Here is a 21,585-nt window from a genome sequence, read left to right as displayed (position 1 = left end):
ACGTAACGGGCAAAAAAGGTCTTGCCAAAGTGCCATCGGTTTAATAAATAGCGGCCCACGCCACACAGCGTTCAAGGCTCTGTTGGGGAATAGGTTAACGGTAGACCTACGGACTCTGACTCCGTCAGTCCTGGTTCGAATCCAGGTTCCCCAGCCAGCCTTTGCTTGCTTTGCAAGCTATGGTGAGGTTCGTCTCGTACAAATATGTACCGAACAGTAAATCGCACCAAAACCCCTGCTGGGGAATAGGTTAATGGTAGACCCGCGGACTCTGACTCCGCTAGTCCTGGTTCGAGTCCAGGTTCCCCAGCCATCTTTCTGATCTGCATATCCCGAACCTTTACGATTTTTTTTTGCAGCACAAAGCCGTGATTGTCTTATGTGGTGCAACAGTCCTTTTCCTGTCAGGCAGGAAAGCCGGGAACGCAGAGAAAAGATATTTCACGCTTTTTGGAACCTGCCGCCTATGCGGCACGTTGGGCTATCACGATCTGTGACAAATCACAGGCAACGAATGCACATTTGGCAACAAAGGAGCATGAGATGCTTACCGATATGTACCGATCCCGAAACGCTTCCCATCCGACCATCATCGATCGTGTTGATCCGGTAATCTGGTCCGATCATGGCCATTGCCCGATGATCACGGCCGAGGATGAGAAGTTTTATGAAAAGAACGGATTTCTGTTTCTGAAAAATGTTTTCAGCGATGGGGAAATCGCCAAGCTCCGCCGCGAGGCAGGGCTGGTCGAAAATTCCGACCCGACCGACGAAGAGGTCATCTCGGAACCGGGCAGCGACGAAGTCCGTAGCGTTTTCCGTGTTCATGACAAAAGCGATGTGTTTTCGAAGCTGATATCAGATGACCGCTTGGTCGCGATTGCCGAACATTTCCTTGATGACGATGTTTATATTCATCAATCACGGGTCAATTTCAAACCTGCCTTCAAAGGCAAGGAATTCTTCTGGCATTCGGATTTTGAAACCTGGCACACCGAAGACGGCATGCCCCGCATGCGTGCCCTTTCGATGTCGATCACTTTGACGGATAACTCGGCCCATAATGGCCCGTTAATGCTGATCCCGGGATCGCATAAAAAGTTCATTTCCTGCGTCGGAGAAACTCCCGATCAGAACTACAAAAACTCGCTCAAGATACAGGAAATCGGCACTCCTGATCAGAAAAACCTCTCGGAAATGGTCGATGAGAACGGGATTGTCGCACCAGTCGGCCCCGCCGGGTCGGTTCTGATTTTCGAATGCAACACACTGCACGGGTCGGGCAACAACATCACCCCCTACCCGCGGTCGAACCTGTTTTTCGTTTATAATGCGATGTCAAACAGGCTGGTTGCGCCATTTGGTGGTACGAAGCCAAGACCGAACTTTCTTGCCGCGCGCAAAGATATTGTTCCGGTACGTAGCGGCCGTCAAAAAATACAGGCCGCCGAATAACCCGCTCAGGATGACAGGAAGCAGGGCGGCGACGCTCCCTCCGCCCTGTTGAAATCGCCGGTTGCCTTTTCGCTTACCGGGCGTATGCCAGCCTCGGTCAGGATGATATCGACCGGAATGTCATATTCATGGGGAAAGATATCGGCGATGCGCGTGGCTTCAAAGCCGACACCGATAACAAGTGGACGAACCGCCATCGCGGCAAGTGTCCGGTCAAAAAATCCGCCACCATATCCCAACCGATAGCCACGACCGTCAAATCCGACCAGTGGCGCGATCATGACATGGATAGGCACGGCTTCTTTGGTCCCGACCGGTTCGGGAATGCTTGCAAAGCCCGGGGCTATTTCGGTTTGCGGTGTCCAATCATGAAAAATCATCGGCTGTGCCTTAGCCGGTACGACTGGCAAGGCAGCCTTTCCGCCGCGCGCGATATGATCGACAATCACCGGGCGCAGATCGATTTCATTCTGGATCGGCCAGTAAAAGCCGACCGTCGCCTTTGGCCGTTCGGCAAGAATGGCCGTCATTCCATTGCAAACGGATACGGACCATTGCCTGTGGATGGCCGGATCGATACTGCCGCGCCATGCCAGCAACTTCTTGCGCACACTCTTGCGCCACTCAGATATTACGGCATCGTCTGAAACATTAGGCGGGGCGGGCAAAATGATCCGGGTCATGGGGCGTAACCTGATGGCGATGTCGGAAACGGGCGTGATAGACAAATTTAACGCAAAAAGGCCCTGAAACGAATAACGCGCCGGAGACCGGCGCGTTAACGGTTGTCAGCAAAAGCTGCAATCCAAAATCAAATTACATGATGGAGAGTTCTTCTGCCGACATGCGGCCGTTACGACCTTCAATCAGCTCGAATTGAACCTTCTGACCCTCATCAAGTCCCTGCAAACCAGCGCGCTGAACAGCGGTGATGTGCACGAATGCATCCTTGCCGCCTTCGTCCGGGGTGATGAAGCCATAACCCTTGGTCGCATTGAACCACTTAACCGTTCCGGTAGCCATATCCGTAGTCGTCCTTAGTTTTGGTAATCGCATTTCCCAAGCGCGGAAAATGCTTAAGTTACGTCCCTGCAATACGCTTTTGAACCAGCGTTAGAAACCTCAACCAGAAGGCAACAACACAGACCAAAGATGCACTGCATCGTTTCAACATTTACGCGAATTTGGACCTTCACGCAACGAATTCGTGTTTGAAGTTCTTTATTCAACCCTGATGGTTAGCCGGTATTTTGCGAATATTGCTTGCTGATCGACGTTCAACTTTCAGCACAACCTGATCGCGCCGGGGGGGCACATTGATTTCGAACGAATTTCAATTTTGACCTGCCTTGTCGTGACAAGCTACCGCCTGGCAACCTGATCAAGATCAGTGAACCCGGCCCAAACGCTTGTATTTCCCTTGGCTTCAGACGGAAGCGGCATTATTCGAACCACATTTTTCCGACCTCAGATCCTTCACCATTCCCATTCAGCCCCCCCACACGCAAGAAGGCAGGCCGGATCAATCTGGCCATACCGGATTTAACAAGCAACAGAGCGGGCCATCCGTCGCATCAGGCGCAACGGCCAAATGTGAACATTTTCACAAAATTGAACATAGAAAGATTGTTTTTCAATGCCCCACCATATGTCAGAAATCACTTTATTGCACCGAGTCCCTCGATAGTTTTCCAAAACCAAACGAGAGGCCAAAAGCGAATCACATGGCGCTTGCCCCGGCTCCACACGAAGTACCACCCGCAAATACACGATGCTTTCCCCGAACAATAAAACGGGAATATAAAACATCAATATTCAATCAAAAGAACCAACCACCTGTAGCCGTTAGGATTTCTGGCGTCCCTGTCCGTTCGTATTTCGAATGTTCGATTTTGTCATAATTGTTGACGCGGTTTCTCGTGACAAGCAGAGGCAATTCGGTTGAAGATAGAAATAAATGTGTGAAAAGCAGCACGCAGTCACAACATATTAAAAAAACGAGCAAACCGGATAATTCCGGACGGATTGGGACATAAGCAGTTGGTAAAAAGGTTAAGCCGAAGACCGGATCGGAAAACATAAATTGACTGCCACGACAAAGATCGCCAATCCACGCGACATTGCGCACAATGTCATGACGCTGATCTCCGAGTTGAATCTGCAGCCCACGCCGCAGGTTTATCACGTATTTTACAGCTATCTGACCGATGAGATTCCCGAACTGAGCCAACTGATCAAGGTCTTGATCCGCAACACTCAGGAATTGGATGAAGAAACCGTTTTCCGGATTTACCACAAATTCCTTGGCACACATGCCCTGCAACAACGACTGAATATGGGGGTCGAAGGATTACAGGCTGCGGTAGAACGGGTCGAAGAAGCTGTTCACAGCGTCCTTCGTGAAACCGAAGGCTTCTGCGAGCATCTCGACAATGCGTCAGATCGGTTAAGCTCGGACGATATCACGCTTGAAATCGCGCGCGATGTCACACGCGGACTTTCAAGTGCCACCCGCGATGCGCATGGCCGTTATAGTGAATTCAACGGTTGCCTTGACGAGTACCACAATGAAGTTCGCCGGGTTCGCAGCGAACTGGAACTGGTCCGCCGTGATGCATTGACCGATACCCTGACCGGGATAGCCAACCGTAAGAATTTTGATGCATCGCTTCGTGATGCGGTCACGACAACGATGGAAACCGGCGCCCCGTTAAGCCTTTTGATGATCGATATTGATCATTTCAAAAACTTCAATGACAATCACGGCCATCGTGCCGGGGACGGGGTTTTGAAGGCTGTTGCACGGGTTCTGGTCAATTCGACCAAAGGGGCGGATACCGTTGCGCGTTACGGTGGCGAAGAATTTGCCGTCATCCTGCCCGATACGACATTGGAAAACGCCACGAAGCTTGCCAACAAATTGCGCGACAATGTTTCAGGTCAAAGAATTATCAACAAGAAAACAGGCAAGGATTTCGGTAAGTTAACCGTTTCAATCGGCTTGACGTCTTATAAGCTTGGCGAGAATATACTGGAGTTTGTTGACCGTGCTGACGGCGCCCTTTATCAAGCCAAACAGGAAGGCAGAAATACCTGCATTATGATAATGTGACATATCTGTCAGGTTGAGACTGGAAACATCGATACGTTCTCCCAACCTTATCGGTATGAGAATATGGACACTACCAGTCCCGGGGGCTGCTGCAATAAACTGACCGTCAGCCCTATCGCAGGAGCTGACGATAAATCAGACCAGCAGTACCAATCCGGGCGGAGCAAATAAATGAACAAACCGATGCGCGAACGGAAACTTGATCTTGAACACAAGGTCTTCAAATCGTTCGAGGAATGCCATTTCCAAAAGTCCGACCTTTCGGAAGAGGCTCTTTTTGTGCTGAAAATGGCCGAAGGATCGGTTGTATCCCTGCCCCTTAAGGCGGTTTGCAAGGAATTCGGGATCGACCCGGATTCAAATGATGGTGAACTGATCGGCCTTGTCGACAAGTCACTGGATTTCGTCAATGTGCTGCGCCCCGGCGATGATTTGCCGCTCGAAGTTCTGACGGGCGAGGCGTCGTGGGATGTCGATGAAGATCACCGTGCAATCGCCTATAACCGCCTGACCATGCAGCTTGTCACCTGGATGTCCGGGAATGAAGAACTGATCACTGATCCCGAACAGCTGATGCAGATCGCCGAAGACCCCGGCACCAAGAAAAAGATCAATCAGGCATTCGACGAAGTCGCCGATAAACTCAATATCGGCCGCGAAAACCGCGAGGAAGTCGTCAATCTGGTTCATCAGGTCGCCGAGGAACTTTCTTATGTCGAAACGCTGCGCGACAAGTACCGCAATGTGAAAAAGATCGACACGAAGCTGCAGGAACTGCGCCGTATCTATGCACATGAAAAGGGCGTTCTGGAAACGGTCACACAGGTCATTCGCCTTATTGATGATGCGATGAAAAAGTTTGAAACCAGCTTTGACGAGATTGACGCCAATACCGGCGAAATCATGTCAGTCCTGCGTAACTTCACGACCCAGCGCCAGTATATCCGCAACAAGCGCGATGATCTGTATCGCCGTCTGCGGGCATGGGAACCGCTTTTTGAACGCTGGGATACGATGGCACTGGAACGGGGCGCACCGGCGGTGCGTCTGGTCCGCGATACATATCAGTTCCTTGCCCCACGTTTCATGAAGGTCAAGGAATGGCTGATGATGACAAAGGTGCAGGACGGGATTGCCGCAGGCCAAAGCTTCAAGAATGAAGACGAACGCATGGGCGCTCTCAAAGGCAAGATGATGCAGTGGTAACACTGATCCGACCTTGATCGCCCTGCCCTCAATTGCAAAAGCGCAGCCAATGCCGCGCTTTTTCTTTTGGGCGTTAAAGTCGTCCCTATTGCTTCATGATCTTTAGCGCGACATGCCCATCAATCATGGTAATCGACTTTTTCGAAGATGCCGGTACCGGCACGCGCACATCAATGCAATAGGCAATCAGGGCTGCCGCCAGTTCTGCACCTGCCGCCGGGACAATTATCGGGTCACCATGATCGGCAATGATATTGAGCCGCGCGGCAATTTCAGGAGATTTTTCAATTTCGAGCCTCCCGATCTGACCGGGCGGCAACGGCTTTCCGGTGCGGCGGCGATATCCGACCAGCGCCTTGATCAGCTCGCTTTCCTCGAAAATGATGCAGCGCAATTCGCGCATAATGGCTCTTCCTGCAAATAAACTTATACAACGATATAAGGCAGGATAATCCGATTTAAAGAGGTTTTACAAACAAATAGGCCCCTAGCTTGACGCCAGCCAAATCCCGACCGCAATCATCAGCGTCCCGGCGATCCGATTAAGGATACGGACATTGCCGCTTTTTTCCAGAAAGTGTCGCAACGACCGGCCGCCGGTCGCATAAAGCGTCATGCAAATCAGTTCTGTCACCAGAATGATTGCCACCAGCACGGAAAGCTGCGGCGCGATAGCATGATCCAGACTGATAAAGGGTGGCAATAGAGCCACCATAAACGCCCAGCCCTTCGGATTGGCAATCGCAGTCACAAACCCCTGAGAAGCAAGCGCAAACGGTGTTGCCGGGCGGGAGGCATCAATTTCAGCGTTAAATGCCATGCGTCCTCGCGAACGCCACATCTGGATACCCAGCCACGCCAGATAGGCGCCACCCACATATTTGAAAACAGCAAAGACCGCCGGATATTCCAGCATCACCGTTGCAACGCCAAGGGCCGAGGCCACCACGACAATCCCCACGCCGACAAGTTCGCCCATCATCATCCAGACGGTACGGCGCACGCCAATCGTCATTCCCATTGTCAGCGCAAGGGTCATGCACATGCCCGGCGTGATCGAGACAAAGAAGGCCGTCGGGATAAAGGCCCCGATCAAAGACAGGCTTACCATCGTGTATATCCGTAAGTTGGTGGCGGCACTTGATACGAAACGTTATCGGAAAATTTTCTGGGGCATTTCGCATCGATACTGCAACAGATAACCAAGAATTTGAACACTTCAAGCGCAATCTTTGGCTTGGGTGGTTTGCCATTCTCGTATTTGATCAATGTAGCTCTATCCTATGCTGCACGCCGCCATATGGGCCCGCGACAATACCGCCGCGCTAATTTCCACCCTTAAAAGCGCATCAAAGATACAAAAATTACTTGACCTTGGCGGGCCGTCCGATGAAATTGGGTGAGTCGCCAGCACAGCCTGGCACTTCGATACCATTTGATGAAGACCGATGACCGCAGACATTTGCAACATTCCTGCAATTGCCGATCGCACCGAAGCCGATGCTTCGGGTGCCTTTGTGCTGTCTGCTCTAAACCTAATTCTCGGTCTCCTTGGTCTCGCAGCGCTCGGGTCGCTACGACTTACCCGCCCCTGAGCGTACGAAGACGGTTCGGATTACCAAATAGGTCAATCCATTTACCGCAGCTCAGGGGAACAAGTCGCGCCACAAGGCCCGCACTCTTTCCAAATTGACGTTTCAAATTTCGGGCAAAGTCCCGCTTGATCAGGAATTACGGTAATGGCTAGTGCTAACGACAATCGCGTCATCATTTTTGACACCACCCTGCGTGACGGCGAACAGTCCCCGGGTGCATCAATGACGCTCGATGAAAAACTGCGTGTGGCACACGCATTGGCAGAAATGAAAGTCGACATCATCGAGGCAGGCTTTGCCATCGCATCGAATGGCGACTTCCGGTCAGTCAATGAAATCGCCAAACAAATCAAGGGCCCGACCATCTGTTCGCTGGCCCGCGCGGCCAAAGGCGACATCGAACGGGCCGCCGAAGCATTGGAACCGGCAGAAAACAAACGCATCCACACCTTCATTTCCACAAGCCCCCTGCATATGAAATTCAAATTGCAGATGGAACCGGAACGCGTTCTGGAAAAGGTGATTGAAAGTGTTACACTGGCACGCAAATTTACCGACGACGTTGAATGGTCGGCCGAGGACGGATCGCGCACCGAGCATGACTTCCTGTGCCGTTGCGTTGAAGCCGCGATTGATGCCGGCGCGACCACCATCAACATCCCCGATACGGTTGGCTACACCACCCCTACCGAGTACGCCGACCTGATGACCATGCTGTTTAACCGTGTGCCAAATATCGACGAGGCGATCCTGTCGGTTCACTGCCACAACGATTTGGGCATGGCGGTTGCAAACTCGCTGGCGGCTGTCCATGCTGGTGCTCGCCAGATCGAATGCACGATCAACGGTCTGGGCGAACGCGCAGGCAACGCGGCACTGGAAGAAATCGTCATGGCGCTGAAAACGCGCAACGATGCCTTCCCGTATGAAACCGGGATCGATTCAACCAAAATCATGAACGCATCACGCCTGGTGTCGGCTGTGTCGGGCTTCGTCGTCCAACCGAACAAGGCGATTGTCGGCGCAAACGCCTTCGCCCATGAAAGCGGCATTCATCAGGACGGCTTCCTGAAGAATTCCGAAACCTATGAAATCATGAAACCGGAAAGCATCGGCCTGAACAAATCAAGTCTGGTGATGGGCAAGCATTCCGGCCGTCATGCCTTCAAGGAAAAGCTCAAGGAACTGGGCTTTGCCGAACTGGGCGACAATGCCATCGAAGACGCGTTCGCCCGCTTCAAGGAACTGGCCGACAAGAAGAAAGAAGTCTATGACGACGACATCGTCGCACTGGTCGATGATGGCATGCGTGATAACGAACATATCAAGTTCGTATCGCTGGCTGTCACCTGTGGCTCCAAAGGTCCGCAGACCGCCGAACTGGAACTGAATGTGAATGGGGAAACCCGCACTGCCAAAACCACCGGCGATGGCCCGATTGATGCAACCTTCAACGCCATCAAGGCAATCTATCCCCATGACTGGAAGCTGAAACTCTATCAGGTTCATGCTGTCACCGAAGGCACGGACGCACAGGGTACGGTTACCGTCAAGCTGGATGGTGAAGACCGCACCGTGGTTGGCAATGCATCGGATACCGACACCGTTGTCGCATCCTGCGTGGCCTATGTCACCGCGGTCAACAAGCTGATCGAGAAAAGCCAGAAAACGGCACCGGACGCCATGGCTTCCTGATCAGGCATTCTGCATTTTGAGAATAAAGGGGTGGTATTTGCCGCCCCTTTTTCCGTTTCAGGCCCGGTTTCCGTCAGGTGCCCCCGCTGTTTAGCAGGTAAGATCGCTGTGAACCCGCGCATTCTGTGATACATTATGCCTCTTGAACGAAGGGGCCAAAGCCATGACCATGCAGCCTGTCCTTCAGTTTCATCACCGATCTGTAGCCATTACGGTATTGGCGTTTTGTGCAGTCGTAATTGTCGCTATGACGCCACACGCAAAAGCCGCTGCGATTAATGATGTGCAGAAAATCGACATACCATCTCAACCTTATCCGGTAAGCGGACTGCGGCAGCGTTTGATTGACGCGGGAAAAGCCATTCCTGATGTCGATAGCAGCCTGCAATTCGATATTCCCGGCCTCTATTACCCGCCTGTGGATGAAAACGCTAAAACCGCAGCGGTAATTGCTGTTCCTGATTGTGACGACCGTTTTCCGGAAGACTGGATTACCGCGCTGCATGATGCAGGCCTTGCGGTTCTTCGCATATCGCCCGGAAAAGCCCACCCTTCGCAAAGCTATTGCACGGCCGGAACACTTGATAATCCGAAACACGGCGTGACCTATTGGGCCTTTGATGCACTAAGCGCGCTTGAGTATCTGGCAGGACAGGATGGTATCGATCCTGATCGGATTGCGATTTTCGGTTACGGATACGGTGCGGCTGCCGCCCAATTCGCGATCTATCGCCACGGTCACGCCAAACGATTTGATCAGCGGTTCGTCTCGATGGTGGGACTGCGTGCCCAATGCATGTCGGAAATGGATAATTTCGTTCCCGCATTGCTGGTGACGGTAACGGGGGATCGGCTAAACCCGCCGGCATGGTGCCAGTGGCGCATGGATCGGGACCTGCATGCGGATCGCGAACCGGTAATGTTTAAGATGCTTCAAAGCAATGAAACACCGGAAAAACAAGCGACTCGCAAATTTCTGAAAGTGGAAACCGGCCCCGAGACAACTGCCCTGATCATGGATTTCCTACTTAAAACTGGAATAATTCTCAAGGAAGATAAACCTTGAATGAAAACGCCAACACCATATGGCGGATCATCTTTTTGCATCTTATTTCAAGTCTTGTGACCCGTCTTAATTATTCCTCAATTCCCTGAGCAGATTATTCGTGCATCGACTGGCGCGTTACGCTATCAAAGCCGGTACATTCGTATTCAAGATTTTACTATTAACCGGGGCATAGGGCAGGAATGTTTTCCAAGCTTCTTGGGGTTTTATCCTCCGACATGGCGGTGGATTTGGGCACCGCCAACACACTGGTTTACGTCAAAGGGCGTGGCATCGTCCTTAACGAACCATCCGTGGTAGCCATCACCGACGAAAAAGGCAAGAAACAGGTACTTGCCGTCGGGGAAGAAGCTAAGCAGATGCTCGGGCGTACGCCCGGTTACATTCAGGCCATTCGCCCGCTGCGCGATGGCGTGATTGCCGAATTCCACATCGCCGAAGAGATGATCAAACACTTTATCCGTAAAGTGCATGGCCGTCGCAACTTCGCAAGCCCGGAAGTCATCATTTGCGTTCCGTCTGGCTCGACCGCCGTTGAACGCCGCGCCATTCAGGAAAGTGCTGAAAGTGCCGGCGCCCGCAAGGTCTGGCTGATTGACGAACCGATGGCAGCCGCCATTGGCGCGGGTCTTCCGGTCACCGAGCCGACCGGCTCCATGGTTGTCGACATCGGCGGTGGCACCACCGAGGTCGCAGTCCTGTCGCTTGGCGGTATCGTTTATGCCCGTTCGGTGCGTGTTGGTGGCGACAAGATGGACGAGGCGATCATCGCCTATATCCGTCGCACCCATAACCTGCTGGTAGGTGAAAGCACCGCAGAACGCATCAAGAAAGAAATCGGTTCGGCCTGCGCACCAGACGATGGTGATGGTGCAACGGTTGAAATCCGTGGCCGTGATCTGATGAATGGCGTTCCGAAGGAACTGATCATTTCCGAACGCCAGATCGCAGAAAGCCTTGCAGAACCTGTTTCGGCAATCATCGAGGCGGTGAAAGTCGCCCTTGAACAGACCCCGCCGGAACTGGCAGCCGACATCGTCGACAAGGGTATCGTTCTTACCGGTGGTGGCGCAATGCTTGGCAATCTGGACTATGTCCTGCGCCATGCAACCGGTCTTCCGGTTTCGATTGCCGATGATCCCCTGTCCTGCGTTGCGCTTGGTACGGGTCGTGCACTCGAAGAAAAGAAGATGCTTCGCAACGTGTTGCACACCGCCTACTAAGGCGAAATGGCAAAAAACATCTCACCGGGTCATGTCCTGACTGGACGCGACTCGGTGATTTCGTTAAGGTTGAATATCCCACGGGGATTTCGGGACAACTTTTCTGATCTAATGCGGGGAATATAGTGGCTCAGCATGGCGGTCCGCAGCAGCGTATCTTTTCGCCGTTACGTACGGCGCTTCACCGCTTCGCCTTCATCCTTCTGATCGTTTCGGCGTTTGGCCTTATGCTTCTGGGCAAGGCTGATACCGTTCTGATCGAAAGGATACGAGCCGCTTCGGCCGATCTTGTATCCCCGATCATGAATGTTGTTTCCCGTCCCGCCGCCAGCATCAACGAGCTGACGGAACAGGCGACCAATATCTTCAATCTCTATGAACAGAACGAACGCCTGCGTCGCGAAAACCGCGAATTGCTGGCGTGGCAGCAGGTTGCCCGTAATCTAGCGCATGAAAATGCCCGCCTGCGCGACCTTGCCGATTATACAAGCCCGCCGCCATTGCGCCTTGTCACCACCCGCGTGATTGCCGATATGGGCGGTGCCTATGCGCACAGCCTGATGGTATCGGCCGGTTCGCGCGATGGCGTGATCAAAGGACAGGCAGTTATGTCCGACGAAGGGCTTGTCGGACGTGTTGCCGAAGCAGGCTATCAGGCTTCGCGCGTTCTGTTGATTACAGACATCAATTCACGCGTCCCGGTGATTGTTGAAAATTCGCGTGACCGTGCGTTTCTGTCGGGCGACAACACAGACCGCCCGCTTTTGACCTTCCTGACTGCGGATGCGGCGGTTGCGCCGGGTGATCGCATTCTGACATCCGGTCATGGTGGTGCCTTCCCGCCTGGCATTCCGGTTGGTGTCGTTTCATCCGTTTCGGAAAATGCCGTGCGTGTCGCGCCACTGTTCCGCCGCCACCAACTTGAATATCTGCGCGTCGCGGATTATGGCCTGCAAGGCATCCTGAGCGATCAGGCCATGCGCCGTGATCAGCAGAATGATGGCGTTATCCCCAACGGTGTTGGCATCGTACCCAATGACGGGAACGATGCGGCAGCAAATATGCCAACGCTTGGCCCCGCACAGCCAACGGATCGACTTCCGTGAAGCCCGGTGTCTGGCACAGGCTGGATATCATTGCGCGAGGCTTGTTTCCGGCATTCAGCGTTTTCATTCTGTTGCTGTTTAATCTGCTGCCGATCAGCGTGCCATTGCTCAGCACCGCATCACCTGCATTGCCTTTGATGGCTGTATTTTACTGGTCGGTGAACCGCCCGGATTTGCTAACCGCGCTGACGGCATTCTTTCTTGGACTGTTGCAGGATTTGCTGACAGGCCTGCCCCTTGGCGTCAGTTCGCTGGTCTTGCTGCTCGTGCAGACCGGATCTGCAAGCCAGGGCCGTTTTTTCCATAACAAGCCGTTCAGCGTAATGTGGTGGGGTTTTGCGTTGGTCGCGATCCCGGCACTGCTGGTTCAGTGGCTTTTGAGTTCGGCATTAATCGGGGCCTTCTTGCCGATCAAGTCGACATTGATTAGCTATGTACTGACTGCGGCACTTTTCCCGCTTGTTGCATGGGTTCTGGCACGGGCGCAAAATACGCTTCTGCGCCATATCTAGAACAGCACCAGCTGGATCAATATTGATGTTTTGGCAATAGCTACCGGCTATGTTTGAAAGACAGTTTTCAACATGCACCGCACAGGATAAAACGGGCACGCAAGTTTCCGGAATTCCGTCGGGGCACTCCGACCAGCAGGTTTGACGACGCCGATGTGGCACCGTGACTCAGACAGATATCGCATGTTTACCCGCCGCGCCCTGATGCTCGGCGCGGGGCAGGGTATATTGCTGACCGGTCTTGCCGCACGCATGTACTATCTGCAGGTAATGGAAAGCGACCGTTACAGGGTCCTTGCCGATGAAAACCGGATATCCCATCGCCTTTTGCCGCCACCGCGCGGCCTGATTACCGACCGTTTTGGTGCTCCGGTCGCGGTAAACCGGCAGAACTATCACATCATGATCGTTCGCGAACAGGCGCAGGATGTTCGGAGGACCCTGGAAATTCTGGGTCAGATCATCGAACTTGGCCCCGACACCATCGAACGGGTTGAACGTGACGTCGCGCGCAGACGGTCCTTTGTCCCGGTTACGGTGCGCGACAATTTAACTTGGGAAGAAGTTGCACGCGTCGGCGTTAACGCCCCGGACCTGCCCGGTCTGATCATTGATGCCGGTCGTTCGCGCGATTATCCCGAAGGTCCGCATCTGGCGCATACTTTGGGCTATGTGGCGGCCGTGTCGGAAAAAGAACTGACCGGCGATCCATTGCTTGAACTGCCCGGGTTCCGGATTGGCAAAAGCGGGATCGAGAAAGTTTACGATCTGGCACTTCGCGGCAGTGCTGGCACCAGCCAGGTCGAAGTCAATGCACTTGGCCGTGTCATCCGCGAACTTGACCGCGAAGAAGGCGACAGTGGCAACACGGTTGTCATGACCCTTGATCTTGAATTGCAGCGTTACGCCAACCAGCGCCTGTCAAACAAGGAAAGCGCATCTGCCGTTGTGCTTGATATTCATAACGGCGAAGTGCTTGCGATGGCATCGCATCCGACATACGACCCGAACGCCTTTACCAACGGCATTTCGCACAAGCTATGGAACAGTCTGGTCAATAACGAATACGCACCACTGTCTAACAAGGCCGTCACCGGGACCTATGCACCGGGTTCGACATTCAAGATGTGTGTCGCCCTTGCCGGACTTGAAGCCGGTGTGGTTACAGCCAATCAGCGTTTCTTCTGCCCGGGTCATCTTGATCTTGGCAATGCACGGTTCCATTGCTGGAAACGTGGCGGGCATGGCTGGGTCGATATGCATGACTCGATGAAACATTCCTGCGATGTTTATTACTATGAAATATCGCAAAAGATCGGCATCGACCGTATCGCCGCCATGGCCAATAAACTGGGCCTTGGCGAATTGACCGGTATCGACCTTCCCAATGAACGTTCCGGCCTGATCCCGACCAAGGACTGGAAGGAAATCCAGCTCGGCAAACGCTGGCAGGGTGGTGAAACCCTGATTTCGTCAATCGGTCAGGGATACGTTCTGGCAACGCCATTGCAACTCGCGACCATGGTTGCACGCATCGCATCGGGCAAGGCTGTTAAGCCGCATCTGACACGCGATCATGTCACCGCAGAAGGCATCACCAGCCGGGCGAATGAGGAATTCCCCGAACTTCAGGTCAACCGTGCCCATCTGGCGCGTATTCGCGACGGCATGAATGGTGTCACCAACGAATTGCGCGGCACGGCACATCGGTCGCGGATTGATATCAAGGGCATGGAGATGGCCGGTAAGACAGGCACCAGTCAGGTCCGCCGCATTACCATGCGCGAACGCCAAACCACCGGGGTTCTTGATAACAATGATCTGCCGTGGAAATACCGTGATCATGCGCTGTTTGTTGCCTTTGCACCGGTCGACAATCCCCGCTATGCCTGCGCGGTTGTTGTGGATCACGGTGGATCCGGTTCAGGCATCGCTGCACCGATTGCACGTGACATTCTGATCAAGGCGCAGGAACTGAAATCTGCACGCCCAGGCATATCGGCGGCCAACATTCAATCCACCGCGCAATTATCGCACCCGTCACAGACAGACCGCGAAGAAGAAGGCTAGAACGATGGCAAGCCGCAGATATCGTATCGGCGAAGATCCGGATTACGTGCCAATCGGTCGCCGTCTTTTAATGCTTAACTGGACGTTGGTATTGCTGATTTCCACACTGGCGGGGATCGGTTTTGCCATGCTGTATTCGGCGGCCAACGGTTCGGTTGAACCATGGGCGGAACGTCAGATGATGCGTTTTGCTGTTGGCGCCATCGTGATGATTGGCATCGCGGTTACCGATGTCCGTGTCTGGTTGAAACTTGCCTATTTTTCCTATTTCGTCGCGCTGATCCTTCTGATTGGGGTTGAAATCAAGGGGGATATTGGCATGGGGGCGCAACGCTGGATCAATCTTGGTTTCTTCCAGTTGCAACCATCCGAACTGATGAAAATCTCGCTTGTGCTGGCACTTGCGCGTTATTTCCACGGCCTGACTGTCGAAGAAGTGGGGCGCATTCCGCTTTTGATACCGCCACTTTTAATGGTTCTGGCTCCTGCGGCACTGGTGTTGCGCCAGCCTGATCTGGGTACTGCCCTATTGCTGATTGCCGGTGGCGGCGTCATCTTCTGGCTTGCCGGGGTTCGGATGTGGAAATTCGCCCTGATACTTGGCGCGGTTCTGGCAATCATTCCCATCGGCTGGCAGTTTCTGCGCGATTATCAGAAAAACCGCGTTCTGACGTTCCTGAACCCTGAAAATGATCCGCTTGGCGCGGGCTATCACATTACCCAGTCAAAGATTGCCCTTGGGTCCGGCGGCCTGTTTGGCAAGGGTTATATGCTGGGATCACAAAGCCATCTGAACTTCCTGCCGGAAAAACAGACAGACTTTATCTTTACCATGCTGGGTGAAGAGTTCGGGCTGGTTGGCGGATTGGCGTTGCTGCTGCTTTATACCATGGTAATCATGTATGGTTATGTGATTGCGCTTCGGTGCCGCAACCAGTTCGGTCGCCTTGTCGCAATCGGGATCACCTCGACCTTTTTCCTGTATGTCTTCATCAACATCGCCATGGTGATGGGACTTATCCCTGTGGTCGGTGTTCCGTTGCCGCTGGTATCGTACGGCGGCACGGTGATGATGACCATTCTTGTCAGCTTTGGCCTTCTGATGAGTGTATCAATCCACCGCGATATACGGATTTCAAGACAGGGAAATGACGACGGCCGTCAATAGACCTCAACTCAGGCGCTGATCTGATCGGCCAGATTGGCAAGGTCGACAGGCACACAGCGATTTCGCCCTGTTTCCTTGGCTTGATAAAGTGCGGCATCGACCAGCGAATAAAGAATGTCGGCAACATCTGTGTTTTCGCGGGATTTCAGCAATGCAACGTTTTTGGCAACTTGCGCATCCAATTTGCCAGCCGTTCCCTGTGCAGGCAGGGATATCACCCCGAAACTTGACGTGTAGTTCAAATGCTTGCCGCCGAAGGCAACAGCATCCTGTTCAACCGCGCTCCGAAGACGCTCTGCAAGGATAATGGCACCTTCCGCCCCCTCCCCCGGAAGAAGAACCGCAAATTCTTCCCCGCCCAGTCGGGCTGGTAAATCGATATCACGCAGGCTGTATTTCAAAAGCTTTGCCAGTGATACCAAAACCGCATCTCCGGCCTGATGACCATAGGTGTCATTCAAAAGCTTGAACCTATCAATATCGAGCAAAATGATACTCATCGGCGTATCGCGACGCTTCCAGATCGAAAGGTTTTCTTCAAGACGCATCATAAAAATGCGACGGTTGGCAAGACCGGTCAACGGATCTGTCGAAGCCAGCACTTCAAGCTTGCCCATGGCTTCATTCAATGCGCGCGTCCGACTTTCAACCCGCGTTTCCAGATTGACATTTGCGTCCTGCAAATCATCACGCGCGCGCTGCAACTGCCCGATTTGCCCCCGTATCATGCCAAAAAGCCCTACCGTAACCGAACTCAGCAATTGCACTTCATCGTCATGACGGTACGTTGGCGGCATATCCAGCGACCGTTTAACATCCGACGGATCGGAATTGACGATGTAATGCGCCAGCTTCACCAAAGGGCGCGAAAACACAAAATAACTGAGCGAGGCAAATACCACCGCCATGGTGACCGCAAAAACCATGTTGGCCAAAAACGACCAGGCAGACCGCGACATGAACGCAGTTACATAAACCTGGGGATTCAGGCCAACGACCAGTGTTCCCAGGGCATCGGCAGACGGGTTGTTTTCATTTTGAAGCGGGATTTCAAGCTGCTGCAAACCGCCAAACAACTTTTCCGCCCATCGCGAGGTTGGAATTTCCCCTAACGGACGTTTTCTTTGATAAAGAACGGAGCCATCGCCAAGCTGTATTTTGACACTGGAAATGGATCTTTGCAGCATCATGCCGCGCGCCATGACCTCGGCCAATGCTGCATCCTTTTTTGTCACCGCTTCGGCCGCCACAGGCAAGCTGCTATCAACAACACGCTCGTTGGCCTGCTGATAGACACCCTCAAGCCATTGATAGTCGGTGAAAATCTGAAAAGCCGTGATAACAAAACCAAGTAGCATTGCGGCCAACAGGGAATATTTAAGCTGCCTTGTCGCAACAGAACTGCCAAGCTTCAGTCCAGACAGGTCCTGAACGGTATCCTTTCCTGTCTTAGACACACGGCACCCTTTCCATTAAAGCCAGTCCAATCAGCGCGACGGTATTGGCCAATCACGTTCCTGCGCCGAATTCAGTTCCTCGATCCTGAACCGATAGTCCCTTTGTTCCGGATTGCTGACAAGGCTGAACTGTGAAAAATCAATCTTATTCCAGTCACGGTCGCCAAGAACCTGCTTGTAGGTCTCGAAATTATCCCGTGTTATTGCCTGCATTCCGAAAGATACTTCGGGATTTGTTGTCAGTTTTTCAATGCCTTCAAGGTAATCTTTTAGCAATACCATAATCCACGCACCCGCCAGAAAATGTCCGCCATGCGTCATCGTCATTTTGCCACTGGCAACATTTTCCAATCCTTCGGTGGACCAGTTCAAGCCGCCAACAAAGACATCCTTCCCGGGAACTTTTCCGAATTCTTCGATCGCCTTGATTGCACCAAGGGCGATACTGTCATTGGCAGCCCACACCGCATCCAGACAGCCACCTGTGGCAAGCCATTCCGCAGTCCTGCGATAGGCCTCCTCAAATGACCAATTGACCACAAGGCGACGCTGTTCACGAAGCAAGGGATACTGTTCCAATGCCATATCAAGCCCCCGGAGCCGCTGCAGCGACGCCGGTGTCATGCTGTCCCCGGCCAAAGACAAAAGGCAAAGGTCTTTGCGCAAACCGCCATTATGTGCGTCCTTTGCGGCAATAGCCAACGACTGGGCAATTTCAAATCCGGCACGCTCGTTATCAGGAACCAGCGTCGCAATCCAGAAGCCGAGTTCCCTGCCCGGTCGGCCAAATCGCTGCTTTTGTTCATCGGTCAGATCATTGAGCAGCATCAGAACCGGGATGCTGCGTTCCTGCGCCTCAAGAACGATCCGGGTACCTTGCTGATGTTCATTAACCGCGATGATGTAATCGGGCCGGGGATTCATGGCAAAAACACGATTGGCGCTTTCGGCCATCTGTTTCCAGTCACGGTCACTGTCAAACACAACAAGATCAAAACCGAACTGATCGGCTGCGGCCTGCATGGTGTCGCGCACGTCTTTCCAGAAACCGCGATCACCATAACCCGGATTGATAAAAGCGATGCGCGGTTCGGAAACATTGTTCAGGTCACGCGCATCAACATGCATCGCGCCCCCCAAAATCGCACACAGCGCAGCGATCCAGCTTACAAGTTTCAAAGACTATTCCCTCGACACCGGTCACAGGCCTTTCCCACCGTGCAAAGGACGATGATCGCCTGTTTATTTTCAGTGTCGCCGCATTAACCAATTATATCCGAAAGGTCAAATCAAGTTGGCCTACGGAAGGATCAGATCGACTGGGCTGCACCATCCAAACGCAACATGACTTCCTGCTGAACCGCGCGGAAAAGCGCCGCATAATCCAGATTGACATAGTCAATCTGCCATTCGACAAGTTTGGCAAAAAGTTCCGCATTGGGTGTATCAATGAAAATCATCGTCTCAAGACCACGCGCCTTTGCTTCATGTATTGCGTCGCGTGTCACATTTTCCTCAAGAAATTCGAAAATATGTGCCTGTTCATGATGGATCGCCTGTTCTAGCGAACCGGCAATATGAAGCTGCACATTGCGCCGGATATCCGGTGCAATCCGGCGCAGGTCGTCACGAATGTCGGCAGAAAAAGAACTGACAAAAACGTCGTTTCCGAAGGCAAAACCATCAAGCATGTCGACAACCCTGCCCGCATCTGCCTGCTTGATCTCGCAATATATTTTCACCCGCCCCTTTAGACGGCGCAGAAAGTCTTCAAGCCGCGGCACCGGCTCGCCTGCGAATGCCGGATTGAACCAAGACCCGGCATCCAGCCGGTCAATTTCCGCGCTGGTCATTTCCGCAATGGCACCGGTGCCATCGGTTGTCCGATCCACGGTTGCGTCATGCATGACATACAGAACTTCGTCGGCGGACTGACGCACATCGAATTCGATATAGTCCGCCCCCGCCACAATCGCACTTTCGGCGCTGGCAAAGGTATTTTCCGGCGCATTAAGGCTGTCGCCACGGTGATAAACAAGTTGTACTGGCTTCACGGGATCCTCCATATGGCTCGACTGGCCACAGGGAAGGTAGGGCGACAGTCCCGCGCGCAGCAAGCATGTCAGGTCAATTTAACCTTACTGTTACCTTGCCTGTTACCTCCCAAAACCGCATCCGGAAGATATCAGGCACGAAAATTATGCGGCGTCCCGCAAACAGCAGGACACCCAAAAGTCACCGAAAGGAAGCCCTGTCTAACCAATATCGCGCAACGCACGGGCCAGTTCGTCAGTCGACATACTCGCGCGGTTCTCGATCCCGTGCTGCTTGGCAAGGTGATAAAGATCGTCGCGCCGCCATTTTTCATAGGCCGGTTCGAACTGTCTTTCTCGCGATGACGTTGCCGGCGCATTTCCAGAAAATTTCTGATAGCTAGCCACTTTTGCCTCCTGAGGGGGATGGTCTTAAGCGGAACTGGCATCGGGCAATTTCGATGCCCTTTGTGACACTGCCATTACATTTCATGTGGGATGGAATAAAAAAATGTCTACGGTTTCGAACAAAATTTACTGACTTCTTTCAGTAATATCATGATCTGAAACGACAATCCCGGAAAGGTCGCCGCCCAACAATTGCAATTTATCAACAAAACATCATTGGATCGTATTTTTTACTATTTCGTGTTCACGGAGTTTGTTAGCGTCATTGGCAAATCAACAATCACAATCAGGGAAGCCCCCATGGCATTGCATTTTGAACGCGCCGAACTGTCGGCCCGCCGCGCAAAAACGGTTGCACGTCTTGAAGCCGCCGGTCTTGATGGCCTGCTGATGTTCCGCCAGGAAAGCATGTTCTATCTGACGGGGTATGACACGTTCGGTTATGTCTTTTTCCAGTGCCTGTATCTGGGTGCTGACGGTCGCATTGCCCTTATTACCCGCGCACCAGATTTGCGTCAGGCACAACATACATCCGACATCGAAGATATCCGTATCTGGGTCGATGGCCCGGATGTGAACCCTGCATTGCAACTGCGCGACATGCTGGCGGAGTTTGGCTGTGGCGGCAAAAAACTTGGCGTTGAATACGATGCCTATGGGTTGACCGCCGCCAATGGTAAAAAGCTTGATGCAGCACTTGACGGTTTCTGCACGCTTACCGATGCATCCCGTCTGGTATCGGAACTGCGCGTTGTCAAAAGCCCGGCGGAACTCGATTATATCCGCACCGCCGCCAGTCTTGCCGATGACGCATGGGATGCCGCCCTTGAAACCGTCCATGCAGGTGCGTTTGAAGGCGACATACTGGCCGCCATGCAGGGCGCTATTTTCAAAGGGGGCGGGGATTATCCCGGCAATGAATTCATTATCGGTGCCGGACGCGATGCACTGCTTTGCCGTTACTTCACCGGGCGCAAACATCTGGCTGACACGGATCAGATCACGCTGGAATGGGCGGGAGCCTATCGGCATTATCATGCTGCGATGATGCGCACCATCCCAATCGGCAAGGCAACATCGCGCCACGTTGAAATGCACAAGGTCGCAACGGATGCCATGGTCGCCTGCCGCGATGCGCTTAAACCCGGCGAACCAATCGGCAAGGTATTCGATGCCTATGCCAGGGTTTGCGATGCAGGCGGCATGAAAGCCCACCGTCTAAACGCGTGCGGTTATTCAATGGGGACGACCTTTGCCCCGAACTGGATGGACTGGCCGATGTTTTATCATGGCAATCCGGTGATCGCCGAACCGGGCATGGTTTACTTCCTGCATATGATCCTGATGGACAGCGAAAGCGGCATCGCCATGTGCCCCGGCCATTCGGTAATTGTTACCGAAACCAGCAACGAAGCCATATCACGTCATCAACTCGACCTGGTCACGCGCTGATATACAAAGCAGTTTTCCACAAAAAGG

The 21,585-nt window shown here is 53.0% G+C and carries 19 protein-coding genes and 2 tRNA genes; 13 read left to right on the top strand and 8 right to left on the bottom strand.

All coding sequences use genetic code 11. The features are described from left to right. Positions 1 to 83: 83 nt before the first annotated feature. From BC440_RS14470 to thpD, 3 genes are all read left to right on the top strand, one after another. A tRNA-Gln gene (locus BC440_RS14470) sits at positions 84 to 157 on the top strand. Positions 158 to 239: 82 nt separating this feature from the next. Next, positions 240 to 313 (top strand) — tRNA-Gln (locus tag BC440_RS14465). Positions 314 to 543: 230 nt separating this feature from the next. After that, a complete protein-coding gene (gene thpD, locus BC440_RS14460) occupies positions 544 to 1,455 on the top strand; it encodes an ectoine hydroxylase (protein WP_071240531.1) in 912 nt (303 codons plus the stop codon). A 5-nt stretch (positions 1,456 to 1,460) separates the two neighbouring features. Here the strand turns inward: thpD and BC440_RS14455 are convergent, their stop codons facing one another. Beyond that, positions 1,461 to 2,138, bottom strand: coding sequence for a 5-formyltetrahydrofolate cyclo-ligase (locus tag BC440_RS14455; RefSeq protein ID WP_071240349.1), 678 nt, complete (start codon positions 2,136 to 2,138; stop codon positions 1,461 to 1,463). Between the two features lie 133 nt (positions 2,139 to 2,271). Beyond that, the gene (locus tag BC440_RS14450; RefSeq protein WP_007090786.1) at positions 2,272 to 2,478 is read right to left on the bottom strand and encodes a cold-shock protein; all 207 of its coding nucleotides are present in this window, start codon (positions 2,476 to 2,478) and stop codon (positions 2,272 to 2,274) included. A 1,060-nt stretch (positions 2,479 to 3,538) separates the two neighbouring features. Between BC440_RS14450 and BC440_RS14445 the strand changes: the two genes are divergently transcribed. Both BC440_RS14445 and BC440_RS14440 read left to right on the top strand, forming a co-directional pair. Beyond that, positions 3,539 to 4,567 (top strand): GGDEF domain-containing protein, encoded by a 1,029-nt coding sequence (locus BC440_RS14445; protein WP_063093496.1) that lies wholly within the window; start codon positions 3,539 to 3,541, stop codon positions 4,565 to 4,567. A 171-nt stretch (positions 4,568 to 4,738) separates the two neighbouring features. Continuing rightward, positions 4,739 to 5,773 carry a hypothetical protein gene (locus BC440_RS14440; protein ID WP_071240348.1) on the top strand — a complete coding sequence of 345 codons (1,035 nt, stop codon included), beginning with the start codon at positions 4,739 to 4,741 and terminating at the stop codon, positions 5,771 to 5,773. Positions 5,774 to 5,858: 85 nt separating this feature from the next. Here BC440_RS14440 and BC440_RS14435 read toward each other — a convergent pair whose 3' ends face one another. Both BC440_RS14435 and BC440_RS14430 read right to left on the bottom strand, forming a co-directional pair. Then, the gene (locus BC440_RS14435) at positions 5,859 to 6,176 is read right to left on the bottom strand and encodes a hypothetical protein (protein WP_007090783.1); all 318 of its coding nucleotides are present in this window, start codon (positions 6,174 to 6,176) and stop codon (positions 5,859 to 5,861) included. An 84-nt stretch (positions 6,177 to 6,260) separates the two neighbouring features. Continuing rightward, positions 6,261 to 6,884: a LysE family translocator gene (locus BC440_RS14430; protein ID WP_007090782.1), complete on the bottom strand. Its 624-nt coding sequence runs from the start codon at positions 6,882 to 6,884 to the stop codon at positions 6,261 to 6,263. Between the two features lie 628 nt (positions 6,885 to 7,512). On the opposite strand from BC440_RS14430, the gene BC440_RS14425 reads away from it, so the two are divergent. From BC440_RS14425 to rodA, 7 genes are all read left to right on the top strand, one after another. Beyond that, the gene (locus BC440_RS14425) at positions 7,513 to 9,063 is read left to right on the top strand and encodes a 2-isopropylmalate synthase (RefSeq protein ID WP_071240347.1); all 1,551 of its coding nucleotides are present in this window, start codon (positions 7,513 to 7,515) and stop codon (positions 9,061 to 9,063) included. A gap of 163 nt (positions 9,064 to 9,226) precedes the next feature. Further along, on the top strand, positions 9,227 to 10,129 hold the full coding sequence (locus BC440_RS14420; protein WP_071240346.1) for an alpha/beta hydrolase: 903 nt from the start codon (positions 9,227 to 9,229) through the stop codon (positions 10,127 to 10,129). 182 nt (positions 10,130 to 10,311) lie between these two features. Continuing rightward, on the top strand, positions 10,312 to 11,352 hold the full coding sequence (locus BC440_RS14415; RefSeq protein ID WP_007090779.1) for a rod shape-determining protein: 1,041 nt from the start codon (positions 10,312 to 10,314) through the stop codon (positions 11,350 to 11,352). A gap of 125 nt (positions 11,353 to 11,477) precedes the next feature. Beyond that, positions 11,478 to 12,458 carry a rod shape-determining protein MreC gene (gene mreC / locus BC440_RS14410; protein WP_071240345.1) on the top strand — a complete coding sequence of 327 codons (981 nt, stop codon included), beginning with the start codon at positions 11,478 to 11,480 and terminating at the stop codon, positions 12,456 to 12,458. Beyond that, on the top strand, positions 12,455 to 12,970 hold the full coding sequence (gene mreD, locus BC440_RS14405; RefSeq protein WP_007090777.1) for a rod shape-determining protein MreD: 516 nt from the start codon (positions 12,455 to 12,457) through the stop codon (positions 12,968 to 12,970). The genes mreC and mreD overlap by 4 nt, the downstream gene beginning before the upstream one ends. A 183-nt stretch (positions 12,971 to 13,153) precedes the next feature. After that, positions 13,154 to 15,040 carry a penicillin-binding protein 2 gene (mrdA, locus tag BC440_RS14400; RefSeq protein ID WP_065701926.1) on the top strand — a complete coding sequence of 629 codons (1,887 nt, stop codon included), beginning with the start codon at positions 13,154 to 13,156 and terminating at the stop codon, positions 15,038 to 15,040. Positions 15,041 to 15,044: 4 nt separating this feature from the next. Beyond that, positions 15,045 to 16,208, top strand: coding sequence for a rod shape-determining protein RodA (gene rodA, locus BC440_RS14395; protein ID WP_007090775.1), 1,164 nt, complete (start codon positions 15,045 to 15,047; stop codon positions 16,206 to 16,208). Between the two features lie 8 nt (positions 16,209 to 16,216). On the opposite strand, the gene BC440_RS14390 is transcribed toward rodA, so the two are convergent. From BC440_RS14390 to BC440_RS14375, 4 genes are all read right to left on the bottom strand, one after another. Then, positions 16,217 to 17,665: a GGDEF domain-containing protein gene (locus BC440_RS14390; RefSeq protein WP_071240344.1), complete on the bottom strand. Its 1,449-nt coding sequence runs from the start codon at positions 17,663 to 17,665 to the stop codon at positions 16,217 to 16,219. A gap of 30 nt (positions 17,666 to 17,695) precedes the next feature. After that, positions 17,696 to 18,844 carry an ABC transporter substrate-binding protein gene (locus tag BC440_RS14385; protein WP_071240343.1) on the bottom strand — a complete coding sequence of 383 codons (1,149 nt, stop codon included), beginning with the start codon at positions 18,842 to 18,844 and terminating at the stop codon, positions 17,696 to 17,698. Positions 18,845 to 18,975: 131 nt separating this feature from the next. Further along, complete coding sequence (locus BC440_RS14380) at positions 18,976 to 19,719, bottom strand: glycerophosphodiester phosphodiesterase family protein (RefSeq protein ID WP_175484494.1); 744 nt, start codon at positions 19,717 to 19,719, stop codon at positions 18,976 to 18,978. 201 nt (positions 19,720 to 19,920) lie between these two features. Further along, on the bottom strand, positions 19,921 to 20,106 hold the full coding sequence (locus BC440_RS14375) for a hypothetical protein (protein WP_037992343.1): 186 nt from the start codon (positions 20,104 to 20,106) through the stop codon (positions 19,921 to 19,923). A 300-nt stretch (positions 20,107 to 20,406) separates the two neighbouring features. Here BC440_RS14375 and BC440_RS14370 point away from each other — a divergent pair, with 300 nt between their 5' ends. After that, positions 20,407 to 21,558, top strand: a complete 1,152-nt coding sequence (locus BC440_RS14370) for a Xaa-Pro peptidase family protein (protein WP_071240530.1) — start codon at positions 20,407 to 20,409, stop codon at positions 21,556 to 21,558. Positions 21,559 to 21,585: the final 27 nt, after the last annotated feature.

The organism is Thalassospira sp. MIT1004, assembly GCF_001858545.1.
Classification (GTDB): Bacteria; Pseudomonadota; Alphaproteobacteria; order Rhodospirillales; family Thalassospiraceae; genus Thalassospira; species Thalassospira xiamenensis.
The sequence above is the reverse complement of the archived record's forward strand: the minus strand, read 5'-3'. Positions and strand labels throughout refer to the sequence as shown.